Here is a 12,045-nt window from a genome sequence, read left to right as displayed (position 1 = left end):
AAAAGGGTCTTATCACTAAAAAACGAGAACGAGGGCAGTTCCGCCAAAAGGCGGTGACTGCCCTCGTTCTCATGAAGCCCTGTTTAAAAAGAACTCCTTTGGTTAATATTAATCGACAAGCAAATTAAAAAACTCGAGGTGATTAGAATGGGTTTCTTATGGTCATTAATTATCGGCGGCGTAATCGGTTGGCTCGCAGGATTGATCATGGGTAGAGATATCCCTGGAGGCATCATCGGGAATATCATCGCCGGTTTCATCGGGGCTTGGCTCGGCAGCCTGATTCTTGGCAACTGGGGGCCGGTCATCGGCGACTTCTATTTTGTACCGGCATTGATCGGCGCGGTCGTCCTTGTCTTTATCGTCAGCCTGATTATGGGCTCGATGCGCCGGGGACGTTCGTAACGCAGAGCATCGAATCTTGAAACTAGTTTGACACGCACACACATAAAAGAACCGCCGATCCGGCGGTTCTTTTCTCGTTTTAAGATGCGGTGGATTCCTCGCGATATTCCGAGGGAGTCATTCCCGTCACCTTTTTAAATACCTGGGTAAAATAACGCGGATCCTGATACCCGACCAAAGGGGCAATCTGATACACTTTCACCTGGCTATTTTTCAGAATATACTTTGCCTTCTCAATCCTGCACTTCGTCAAATATTCCAAAAACGTATATCCCGTGACCTGCTTGAACAGCATGCAGAAATGGCTGATGCTCAAATCCGCGATTTCGGACACTTCTTCGATGCTGAGATCCTTGTGATAGTTATTTGAGATATACTCCTGGGTTTTGGCAATTACCGTATGCATGTTTTCTTTGGACTCCGATTCCTTGCTGTCCCGGATCCATTTCTCCAGGCTGTATTTGAGTAGCCCGATCATTTCATGGAGCGTGCCGAGCGTATGAAGCTCCTGGAGCAAGCCTTCCAACGACCATTCGGGAGGTAGCTTCATATGCTCGAATTCCCGGTACAAGACAACCGTTAATTCCACGATCATGCGCTCGGCGGTTTCTTTCGTAAACGCTTGGGTTTCAATATAAACCTTAGTCTCATCCAGCAGGGACAATAAACGGGCTTCATCCAGGGTACGGATGCATTCGAGCATTCTGGCTTCCAGGTGCTTCGGATACTTCGGCTCGCTCGCCGCCCCCGTTTCATCCGACGCCTGACCGACGAATACGCCCTCCTGGTCGCTGTAGAACCGTTGATACAACGCCTTTGCCGCCGCGTGATAAGCTTCGCTAAGCTGCTCGATTCCGATGGCCGTTGGACTGAATCCGACGGAACAGGACAATTTCGTATTCATTTTGATCTGATGGATAAGGTCAATACCCAACTGTTCTTTGCGGGCGTCCATCCCTTCCGGGAACAGAATCACCCACTCGCCGCTGTGAAAAGGGAACACCGTAAGCGCCCCTTGGGACAGCGACCATTCGCTTAAAATGTTACGGATGGCAAACAGCCACAATCTGCGCTCCTCCATGGACCAGCTCCCGTAGAGTCTCATATAATGGTCCAGTTGGAGCACGGCTACAAAATAGCTTTCCTCCAGCTTGCTATGCTCCAGCCATTGCATGTGCCGCAGGTGATTTTCACTATGGTTTCCCTCGATAAACTCCGCAAACATGCGCTCCCTGGCCAGCATGGACAGCACTTGTACCGAATGCAGCAGCTTGTCGTTTTCGGACTGCTTTTCCATCGTTTTCTTCGCCCGCTTGATCATTTCGATCAATTCGTCATGATCGATCGGCTTGAGCAAATAATCGAACGCCCCTTCCCTCAGAGCATCCCGGGCATATTCAAATTCGCCGTACCCGCTGATAAATATAAACAGGCGTTTCGGATTCTCGGCCATCACTTCCTTCATCAGGCTGATTCCGTCGAGCCCCGGCATGCGGATATCGCTGATGATCATATGCGGCGACAGTTCGCGGACGAGCTTTAACGCCTCTTCTCCGTTCCTTGCTTCGCCTGCAATTTCTAGGCCCAGCTCACTCCAGGGGACGGCCACTTTCAAGCTGCGGAGTATAATCGGCTCGTCATCCACGAGAATGACGCGGTATTTCGCTTGACCCAACTCCATATTTCCCCCTCCATTCCGTTAATTCGGAAGCGAACTGTTTCTCAGCATCCAATACTGCTCCGAGGCCGCCTGAATTTGATCCAGGGCTTCGTTCGACGTAATCTCACCGGAAATCATTTGCTCGATCACCTTAAGAAACGTTTTGTTCACTTCGGGTGACAACACATTATCGTAAGCCAGAAAAATGTCGTCGCTTTCTTCCATCAATTCGATCACCTGGGCGAAAACCGGTCCGGTCCTTTCGGAATCGAAAGAGATTTTCATGGACGGAACTCTCAGCCCTTCGTAAACGATCCGCTGCTGAATATTCTCGGTATAAAAAGCCCTCATCAACTCCAGAGCGGCATCGCGTTTTGCCTCATCCAGATTCGCGGAAAGCGCGATGCCGATCGTATATCCGCCCGCCATCGAAGGTTTCTGATCCGGAAACTCCGTCGGAAAAGGGATGACGCCCACCTTGCTCGGAAAATCTTCGTCCTCTTCCCCGCCCTCGAATAAATTGATATCCCAGTTTCCGTTCAGGTACATGGCCGCTTTTCCGGAGGTGAACAGATCGATCGCTTCCTCCGTCGACAAATCATTGGACGAAGAACTGAACGCCCCTTGCGCCACCCATGATTTAAAATGCATGAATGCCTGCAAATAGCCATTATTATTGAAATTATAGGCCTCGTTTCCTTTGGCCAGTTCATCAATCAAATCGGGTCCCGCGTATCTGTCCATGAAGTAGTGTGCAAAAATCGCGGCCGGCCACCGCTCCTTGTTCCCCAGCGCGAACGGAATGTAGCCTCTCTGCTTCAGCAGCGTGACGGCCTCGTCCAACTCGTCCAACGTTTGCGGCGGCTGAATGCTTAACCTTTCAAAAATCTGTTTATTATAATAGAGCGGTTCCGCATGTCCCTCCAAGGGTAATCCATATATATGATTGTCATACGTCCACAGACTAAGATCCTGGAATTTTCCGTCAAGCCCGCTGTCCTTCACAAAATCCGTTAAATCCATCAAGCGGTTGGATCTGACATAAGGCTCGATTTCCGCGCCTCCGAACAAAACAAACATATCTGGTGCGGTTCCCGTCACCATCTCTTGCTTCAGTTTATTTTCGCGGTGAAAGGTTTGATCCATTCCTTCAAAATTCACCTTCACGTTCGGATGGGATTGCTGGAATGAGTCAACCACTTCTTCGAAAATATGCAGCATTTTCGTATCATGCTCCTTGATCCAAAAATGCCGGAACGTGAGCGTAATTTTTTCGGTTTGCTGTTCTTCGATCGGCTCGCTGCCGTTCAACGCGATGATCAGTACCGAAATAGCCAGTACCGCGGCATACACGGTAATCCAGCCCCAATTCAGAAACCATTTCATGTCCTCTTCCCCCTTTCGAACAGCGCCTTATTCAAGATAAGATTTTCGGTATCCGGATTCGAATAATCGACCCGTAACCGGGGGAAGAACAAATCATGATCCCGTAGTACCCGCCGAACCGGATTCTCAGTCTCTCATGGACATTTTTCAAACCGACGCCGTTCTCCCGGTATTTCTTCGGATTCTCCCGGTTTTTGCTCCATAGGCTCAACAGCGTCTCGTGATCAAAGCCGGGTCCGTTGTCCATGACGTCGATCAAAATATCATTGTCGCCGTCGCGAGCCGTTATGGATATAAACCCGCTGCCCTCCATCTGCTCGATCGCATGATACAGCGCATTTTCCACAATCGGCTGCACGATGAGCTTCTGGGTTTTATAATATTTTAAAAACTCCGGAATCTCGATCTGATACGAAAACTTGTCCTCAAACCGGAATTTCTGGATGTCCAGATAATGTCTGACATGCTCCATTTCCATAGAAAGCGGTATCAACTGTTGGTTCTCGCTGATGCTGATTCGAAGCAGCTTGCCCAAGGACACCACCATTTTGCTAATGTCCTTGTTCCCCTGCAAAACGGCCATCGAATTGATCGATTCCAATGAATTATAGATAAAATGCGGATTGATTTGCGCAACGAGAGCCTGAAGCTCCACTTCCTTTTTGCGGGCCTGTTCGACCTGCACCTGTTCAATCAATTCGGAAATTTGAGTGCTCATCCGGTTGAAGCCGTCAATCAGCAAATCCGTTTCGTCCTCTGCCCTTACGACGCGCTGAATCGGCGTGAATATCCCCTGCTGTACCCGCTTCATCCCGTTGACCGCACTGCTGATGCTTCGAACCAGTCTGCGTACGAAATACCGGTCGAAGAGGAATGCCGAGATCAGCGATACGAGCACAAGTACCACGGCGATATTCCGGATATTGATCGATTCCGATGCAATAAGCTTGCTTGGCGTAATCGCGACCAAATACCAGTCCTTGTTATGGGACGGCAAATAAGTGATCAGCGATTTTTCCCCTAAATATTTGTCGACATAGTAACCCTTCTCGTTCGAATCTCCTTCCGTCAAAAAAGGAAAGTCCGTTCGTTCCCCAATATGCTCGCCCGACTTGTCAAACACGATATTCCCCCGCCGGTTCACCAAAAGAATATCCCCTTGCTTCAGCATGGCGGCATCCCAAAATACTTGGTCCAAAATATCCGGCTTGATATAAACGACAACCGCCCCGATGTCTTCCAACGAATAATAATCCTTAATGACCCGCGCTTGAATCAAAACCGGTTTCCCCGAAGAGGCGCTGCCGTTTTCCCCCGGACCGATCCAAATCGGCTTTCCTTCGGCCGCTTTCATCGCCTCATACCAGTTCTCGTTGCGCAATTGATCAAATGACATCGCGTCATTAAACGGATACAACAATTTATCCTTGGAATACAGTCCAAAGGCGGAAATCATCGGATGGTTGATCAGATTGTTGATTTCCTGACGTTGATCATAGGTAATGACAAAACCCGGCTTTTTCAACGTATCCTGTATGACATCCTGCGTAATCGCGAAATTTGAAATGGACGTGATTTCGTTCAAGGCGTAGTTCAGCTTTCGATCCGTCTCCAGCAGGGAAACCCAGTAGAAGTTGGTCGACTTGTTCTCCATGGCACGGGAGAAATTGAAATACGAAATTGAACCCATCAAGATCACGGGGATAAACACAAGAAGAATAATAGCCAGTAAGATTTTTCGACGGAGCTTCATGACAAAGCCCTCCCTCCCCAATCTCCTACTCTATTATTCTTCATTATGTTTCTATCTCCTTGTGCAATTGGAAAAACACCTAGCTTTTTATCGCACCCGACGTCAACCCGGCGATAACCCAGCGGCTGAAGAGCAGGAATACGATAAGCAGCGGCAGCGTCGCCGTAAAGGTGGCCGACATGATCATCCCGAAGTCCAGGCCGTCCTTATTGGTAAACAACTGCTGCAACGCGATCTGAATCGTGTAATTTTCTTTATTTTTCAACACGACCAGAGGCCAGAAAAAGTCGTTCCACACGTTCATAAAATTAAGGATCCCCAATGTAGCCATCGCCGGAGTGACGACCGGAATGGCGATGTTCCAGAAAATCCGGAAGTGTCCGCCGCCGTCGATCCGTCCCGCCTCGATCAATTCGGAGTGAACCGCCGAAGAGATGTATTGGCGCATCCAGAAAATCCCGAACGCGTTGACCATCGCCGGCACGATCAGCGCTTTATAGCTGTCGATCCAGTGCAGCTTGGCCATGATGACGTACTGCGGAAGCACGCTCAGCTGTGCTGGTACCAGCATCGTTCCGAGAACCAGGACGAACAGCAGCTTTTTGAACGGAAATTCGTACTTGGCAAAAGCATAGCCCGCCAGCGTACAAAAGAACACGACCGACACGGTGACCGCCGAAGAAACGACGACCGAATTGATCAGCGCGCGGAAAAACTCGGTCCGTTCCAGAACGCGCGAGAAGTTGTCGAAGAATTCCAGCCCCGGCGTCAACAGCGGCGGAATGTGGAATGCCGCGTCCTTATCGTTCGTGGCGACGACAAACATCCAATAGAATGGAAAGATGGAAACCAAAGCCCCGATAATGAGTGCAAGGTAAAAGAAAAATTTGGCGACGAAACCCGGATCATCCGGTTTTTTTCTGCGAACCGCTACTGTACTCATGCTTTTCCTCCTCCTGTATCTCCGCCCATACGGCTGGACAGCGTCATATTAAGCAAGGAGAAAAGTATTGTGGCAAACAGCAGAAGGACCGCCGTGGCTGCCGCCGTACCGAAGAAGCTGTTCTTGAACGCTTCGTTGTACAGGTAAGTAACCATCGTTACGCCTTCTTGGCGAGTCGAGCCCGTTCCGGACTGTCCAAGGAATACATACGGCTCCGTAAAGAGCTGCAATGCCCCGATGGTGGATACCAGCGTGACGAAAAGAATAAACGGTCTGAGCAACGGAAGCGTGATTTGGAACAATTGCTGGGTGCGGGTCGCTCCGTCAATTTTTGCCGCTTCATAAATATCCGTTGGAATGCTTTGCAGACCGGACAGGAAGATGATCGCGTTATACCCCATCCAACGCCACATGACCATTGTGGAGATAGCAATTTTGACGCCCCACCAGCCGGAGTTAAAAGGAACGCTTTCCAGGCCGAGTCCGTTCAGAATCCAGTTAATCATCCCGTTGTTGCCGAACATGGTGCTGAACACCAGCGTAACGGCAACGATCGATGTGATGTTCGGCATGAAGTACAGAATCCGGAATGTGTTTTTAAACTTGTTTAAAGCCGAATTCAGCATCACCGCCACCAGAAGGGCAACGATAAGCTGAGGCACTGTCCCCATAAGCCCCATAATGAGCGTGTTGCTGAACGAAATCCAGAAGGTCGGATCGCCGGTAACCAGCTCGTAGTTTTTTAAGCCGACATATTTCATCGGCCCGAGCGCGTCCCATTTGAAAAAGGACAGGTATATCGTGAAAAGGATCGGATACAAGCCGAAAATGGCGAAAAGAATAAAAAACGGCGAGATAAACGTATAGGCCGTAAGCTGGCTGCGTCTTTTCTCCGTCCAGAAAGGCTTTTTCGCCTGGACCGACTGGGCAGCCGCTGTAGCAGTGTCAGCCATGAATGCACCTCCAGGAAGTAATTGATAAATCCGAATCCGCAGGAGAACATCGTCCTGCGAATTCGGATAATGAATTCGATATGAGAATCTTTTGACCTAGCTGCGATCCACCAACGCTTGGATTTGTTTCATTGCGCTATCCCATTCCTTTTGCGGATCCGCTTTCTTCTCAAGGACGTTCTTGAGTGCGTTTTTGATGATCGTGTCGGCTTGGTCATGAAGCGGTCCGTAGTAAATCGGTTTAACCGATTGAGCCGCTTTCGCGTAAGCTTCCGCGATAACTTGACCGTTGAAGAATTCGTCCTTACCTTCCTTGAAGGCCGGTTCTTCGTACACGGCCGGAATCGTCGGGAACAAACCGCTGTCTTTAAACGATTTCAATTGATTTTCTTTGTTCAGAACCCAGGAGATGAATTCGTAAGCTTCTTTCGGATGCTTGCCTTCTTTCGGCAGCACCAGGAAGGAACCGCCCCAGTTACCAGCGCCTTCAGGCATTTGGGCAATTTCCCATTTACCTGCGGAATCCTTGGCGTTTCTGATGGTACCCGCGATCCAAGCAGGGCCGAGCATTACGCCGAAGTCGCCTTTGTTGATGGCGTTTTGCCATTCAGGAGACCAGAGTACCCAGTTACCGATCCAGCCTTCTTGAATCCCTTTAACGGTGAAATCATAAGCTTTTCTTACTTGCGGATTGTCCGCGCCGATGAAGGATCCGTCTTCTTTGCTGAAGTAGATTTCTCCTTCGGATTGGTCGCGTACGCCGTTGTAAACGAGGTCCGTCAAATCGGCAAACGGTTTGCCGGTTTTATCCTTGAACTGCTTGGCAACAGTTGCAAACTTATCCCAAGAATCGATAGCTGCGCTGAAGCTGTCCGGATCTGTCGGCAAGCCGGCTTGTTCAGCCAAATCCGTGCGATAGTAAACTACCGTAGGACCGATGTCCGTAGGAAGCCCCAATTGGAAGCTGCCGTCTTTCGACGTAACTTGTTTCCATTTCCAGTCGAGGTAGTTGCCTTCGATATCTTTTGCCCCGAGATCATACAGGTTATGGAACTTGTCGGTGTTGTTCATGAACCGTTCCACGAATGCGATTTCAAGCTGGAAAATGTCAGGCGCGCCGGAGCCCGCGGACAACGCTGTTGTCAGGTTGTTGTGATGCGCGGTTTGGTCCGCCGTGTTTTGGAACTTGAACGTTACGTTCGGATGCAGTGCCGTATATTCCTTGGCGAGGTCCTCGTAGTTCGTTACGCCGAGCGACCAGAAGGTAAGCTCAACCTTTTCAGCCGGTTCCGTGCTTTCTGCCGGCTCCGTTCCGCCATTGTTCGTGGCTGCAGGTGTGCTCGTATTGCCATTCGCTGTTTTGTTGTTGTTTCCTCCGCCGCAAGCGGCCAGGGAAGCGATCAACAGAACGGCCACCATCAACATTGCCCATGGTCTGGTTCTTTTCATTCATGAAACCCCTTTCTAATTCTTATTTTCATCCTAAGTCTACTGGAATCCGTCCGATATTTTGAGGAGGCAATATTGCGATTTATGGTTTGAATTTTTACGATCATCATAAAATCACATACCAAAGAACAAAAAAACACCTGCCCTTCGTGCCGCCGCACCAAGAACAGGTATTTTGCCTTGGAATATTAACTTGATTAAAATTTAAAATCGTTCACTTTCTGCCGCAGTACTTCAGCCAACGTGGTCAAACCCTGCGCCGCATTCGTAATATCCTCCATGGACGCATTTAATTGTTCGTAAGTGGCGCTGATTTCATTAATCGCATCCGCATTTTTTACGGACAGGCCCGCAATCGAGCTTGAGCCCTGTTCTACAATGACCGCCTGCTGCTTCACCTTTTCGGACAGAACGTGAAGATCGGAGATGTTCTCTGCCACGTTGTTCAACGCCTGCTCCACATGCTCCAGGACCGCGCTCATGCTTTGAGCTGCCTGTTCGCCCACCGTGACTGAGAGGGAGGTGTTTTTAATCGCTGCGACGGCAAGCTGGATATCGGCATCCACAACATCTATGGTGCGAACGATTTCTCCTGTCGCTTGATTCGCCTGATCCGCCAATTTTCTGACCTCGCCGGCCACCACCGCAAAGCCTCTGCCGTCCTCTCCCGCTCTTGCGGCTTCAATAGCCGCATTCAGCGCAAGCAGATTCGTTTGCTCGGAAATTTCCCGAATCGTAAGGATAATTTCTTTAATAGAGACCGAGTTGTTCCCAAGTCTATCAATAGCTTGTTCTGTTGTCGATACCGATGAGGTGATGTCCTTCATTTTTTCAAGCAGGTTGACTAAAGAATCACTTCCAACCTTGGAATTCTCTTTCGTTGTTGCGGATTGTTCCTCCATCTCGCCGAATTTTTTTACCATTTCTTCGAGGAGTCGATTCGTTTCGTAGATGGATGCTTCGCTATTTTTGACTTCCGTAGCTTGCATATCCGAGCTCGAGACAATCTGCTGCATCGTGGCGGAGACTTGTTCCGTGGCCGCGAGATTTTCCTCGGTGCTTGCCATCAACTCTTCCGACGAAGCGTTCAAATTTTGCGCCGACGTTTGAATCGTCCCGATCATTTCGGTGAAGCGATCCGCCATGTTGTTGTACATGATTTTCATTTTTCCGAATTCATCTTTCGTTTTGGCAGCAAGCCGAATACCGAGATTCCCGTTCTCGAAGGCTTTCAGTGCCCCGATCAGTTCATTGATCGGTTTCACCGTGACCTGTCCGAATAAATAGGAAATAACGAAAGCGATAATAAAACTTATCCCGGCAGTCATTAAAATGTCTTGCAAAATCTTATACGCCGGTTGCATGACATCGTTAATATAGCTTCCCACCGCGATAATCCAGCCATTAGGCAGCTCTTCGAACGCAACAATCTTTTTCCCGTTGTGCCATTCATATTCGATCTTTCCGTTCTTTTGACTCAGCATATCCTTGATAAAATCGTTTGTGGAAAGATCCGTTCCCACAGTTTGTTCTTCCGGATGAAAGAGCGCCTTGCCTGTCTCATCAATGACATAGGCATAGCCCGACATCCCGTTCGGTTTATAGTAATTTTCCTCGATATCGGAAACGATATCCGCAACGATAGATTTGCTCCTGTCGGATAGTTCGGTCGATTCCGTATAAGCGGACAGCTCATTGGCTTTAATATGTACGATGTATTCCAGATCACCGTAAGTCAGATTTTTGATTCCTTCATAAGACTGCCTGTAACTTATCAAGCTGGTAACGATTAGCGGGAGAAGCACTAAAAACGAAATTACTGCGATCAGCCTTGCTTTAAAGTTTACTTTGGAGTAAATAAAATCTAGCATGAGTGCATTATCCTTCTTTCGTCTTATTTGAGAAACGTTATCATAATATCAAAAGTAGTTAAAATTTACTATGTAATGAGTTGTAAAATAGTCCTTTTTAACTATCCTTTTCAGAGCATATTCCCTTCCGTCACCACAACCGAAATGGTTGTATAAAAAAAGAGCACCACCGAGAAAACTCGGTAGTGCTCTTTATCTTTGCTTGGCGGCGTCCTACTCTCCCAGGACCCTTCGGTCCAAGTACCATCGGCGCTGGAGGGCTTAACGGTCGTGTTCGGGATGGGTACGCGTGGAACCCCTCCGCCATCGCCACCAAACGGTTCAAGCGTTGATCGCCTGAAAACTGGATACGAAACTTCATTTGCGTGTTTAGTTCTTTGGATAAGCCCTCGACCGATTAGTACTGGTCAGCTCCACACATTGCTGTGCTTCCACCCCCAGCCTATCAACCTCGTCGTCTTCAAGGGGTCTTACGAATTGGGAAATCTCATCTTGAGGGGGGCTTCACGCTTAGATGCTTTCAGCGCTTATCCCGTCCGCACTTAGCTACCCAGCTGTGCTCCTGGCGGAACAACTGGTGCACCAGCGGTGCGTCCATCCCGGTCCTCTCGTACTAAGGACAGCTCCTCTCAAATTTCCTACGCCCACGACAGATAGGGACCGAACTGTCTCACGACGTTCTGAACCCAGCTCGCGTACCGCTTTAATGGGCGAACAGCCCAACCCTTGGGACCTACTTCAGCCCCAGGATGCGATGAGCCGACATCGAGGTGCCAAACCTCCCCGTCGATGTGGACTCTTGGGGGAGATAAGCCTGTTATCCCCAGGGTAGCTTTTATCCGTTGAGCGATGGCCCTTCCATGCGGTACCACCGGATCACTAAGCCCGACTTTCGTCCCTGCTCGACTTGTCAGTCTCGCAGTCAAGCTCCCTTATGCCTTTGCACTCTTCGAATGATTTCCAACCATTCTGAGGGAACCTTGGGGCGCCTCCGTTACTCTTTAGGAGGCGACCGCCCCAGTCAAACTGCCCGCCTGACACTGTCCCCGCACCGGATCACGGTACCAGGTTAGAACTCCGATACGATCAGGGTGGTATCCCAACGGCGCCTCCACCGAAGCTGGCGCTCCGGCTTCCTAGGCTCCCACCTATCCTGTACAAATCGTATCAAAGTCCAATATCAAGCTGCAGTAAAGCTCCATGGGGTCTTTCCGTCTTGTCGCGGGTAACCTGCATCTTCACAGGTATTAAAATTTCACCGGATCTCTCGTTGAGACAGCGCCCAAGTCGTTACGCCATTCGTGCGGGTCAGAATTTACCTGACAAGGAATTTCGCTACCTTAGGACCGTTATAGTTACGGCCGCCGTTTACTGGGGCTTCAGTTCATAGCTTCGGGATTGCTCCCTAACCACTCCCCTTAACCTTCCAGCACCGGGCAGGCGTCAGCCCGTATACTTCGCCTTGCGGCTTCGCACAGACCTGTGTTTTTGCTAAACAGTCGCTTGGGCCTTTTCACTGCGGCCCCCTCGGGCTATTCACCCTACCGAGGCACCCCTTCTCCCGAAGTTACGGGGTCATTTTGCCGAGTTCCTTAACGAGAGTTCTTCCGCGCGCCTTAGAATTC

General features: G+C 49.5%; 8 protein-coding genes and 2 rRNA genes (1 of these 10 only partly in view). 1 reads left to right on the top strand and 9 read right to left on the bottom strand.

Going from position 1 to position 12,045, the window contains the following annotated elements; genetic code table 11:
- Positions 1-147: 147 nt before the first annotated feature.
- Positions 148-405 carry a GlsB/YeaQ/YmgE family stress response membrane protein gene (locus tag ACSFXJ_RS04105; protein WP_334075857.1) on the top strand — a complete coding sequence of 86 codons (258 nt, stop codon included), beginning with the start codon at positions 148-150 and terminating at the stop codon, positions 403-405.
- Between the two features lie 79 nt (positions 406-484).
- Here ACSFXJ_RS04105 and ACSFXJ_RS04100 read toward each other — a convergent pair whose 3' ends face one another.
- The 9 genes from ACSFXJ_RS04100 to ACSFXJ_RS04060 form a co-directional block, all read right to left on the bottom strand.
- Complete coding sequence (locus tag ACSFXJ_RS04100; protein WP_435923965.1) at positions 485-2,086, bottom strand: response regulator; 1,602 nt, start codon at positions 2,084-2,086, stop codon at positions 485-487.
- A gap of 18 nt (positions 2,087-2,104) precedes the next feature.
- Entirely contained in the window at positions 2,105-3,451 is a 1,347-nt protein-coding gene (locus ACSFXJ_RS04095) for an ABC transporter substrate-binding protein (RefSeq protein ID WP_435923964.1), read from the bottom strand.
- Positions 3,452-3,482: 31 nt separating this feature from the next.
- Complete coding sequence (locus ACSFXJ_RS04090; RefSeq protein ID WP_435923963.1) at positions 3,483-5,204, bottom strand: histidine kinase; 1,722 nt, start codon at positions 5,202-5,204, stop codon at positions 3,483-3,485.
- A gap of 79 nt (positions 5,205-5,283) precedes the next feature.
- Complete coding sequence (locus ACSFXJ_RS04085; RefSeq protein ID WP_435923962.1) at positions 5,284-6,147, bottom strand: carbohydrate ABC transporter permease; 864 nt, start codon at positions 6,145-6,147, stop codon at positions 5,284-5,286.
- A complete protein-coding gene (locus ACSFXJ_RS04080; RefSeq protein WP_435923961.1) occupies positions 6,144-7,100 on the bottom strand; it encodes a carbohydrate ABC transporter permease in 957 nt (318 codons plus the stop codon). The genes ACSFXJ_RS04085 and ACSFXJ_RS04080 overlap by 4 nt, the downstream gene beginning before the upstream one ends.
- A gap of 96 nt (positions 7,101-7,196) precedes the next feature.
- Positions 7,197-8,549, bottom strand: coding sequence for an ABC transporter substrate-binding protein (locus ACSFXJ_RS04075; protein WP_435923960.1), 1,353 nt, complete (start codon positions 8,547-8,549; stop codon positions 7,197-7,199).
- A 197-nt stretch (positions 8,550-8,746) separates the two neighbouring features.
- Positions 8,747-10,420 carry a methyl-accepting chemotaxis protein gene (locus ACSFXJ_RS04070; protein ID WP_435923959.1) on the bottom strand — a complete coding sequence of 558 codons (1,674 nt, stop codon included), beginning with the start codon at positions 10,418-10,420 and terminating at the stop codon, positions 8,747-8,749.
- A gap of 200 nt (positions 10,421-10,620) precedes the next feature.
- Positions 10,621-10,737, bottom strand: a 5S ribosomal RNA gene (rrf, locus tag ACSFXJ_RS04065).
- 60 nt (positions 10,738-10,797) lie between these two features.
- Positions 10,798-12,045: ribosomal RNA gene (locus tag ACSFXJ_RS04060) — 23S ribosomal RNA — on the bottom strand (it continues 1,809 nt past the right edge of the window).

The sequence above is a fragment of the Paenibacillus salivarius genome, from assembly GCF_051307165.1.
GTDB lineage: Bacteria > Bacillota > Bacilli > Paenibacillales > Paenibacillaceae > Fontibacillus.
Note: the sequence above shows the minus strand (reverse complement) of the source record. Positions and strands in the feature narration are given on the sequence as shown.

Coding starts and splice junctions, on each gene's coding strand:
- ACSFXJ_RS04105 (WP_334075857.1), top strand. CDS start 148: ATGGGTTTCTTATGGTCATTAATTATCGGCGGCGTAATCGGTTGGCTC.
- ACSFXJ_RS04100 (WP_435923965.1), bottom strand. CDS start 2,086: ATGGAGTTGGGTCAAGCGAAATACCGCGTCATTCTCGTGGATGACGAG.
- ACSFXJ_RS04095 (WP_435923964.1), bottom strand. CDS start 3,451: ATGAAATGGTTTCTGAATTGGGGCTGGATTACCGTGTATGCCGCGGTA.
- ACSFXJ_RS04090 (WP_435923963.1), bottom strand. CDS start 5,204: ATGAAGCTCCGTCGAAAAATCTTACTGGCTATTATTCTTCTTGTGTTT.
- ACSFXJ_RS04085 (WP_435923962.1), bottom strand. CDS start 6,147: ATGAGTACAGTAGCGGTTCGCAGAAAAAAACCGGATGATCCGGGTTTC.
- ACSFXJ_RS04080 (WP_435923961.1), bottom strand. CDS start 7,100: ATGGCTGACACTGCTACAGCGGCTGCCCAGTCGGTCCAGGCGAAAAAG.
- ACSFXJ_RS04075 (WP_435923960.1), bottom strand. CDS start 8,549: ATGAAAAGAACCAGACCATGGGCAATGTTGATGGTGGCCGTTCTGTTG.
- ACSFXJ_RS04070 (WP_435923959.1), bottom strand. CDS start 10,420: ATGCTAGATTTTATTTACTCCAAAGTAAACTTTAAAGCAAGGCTGATC.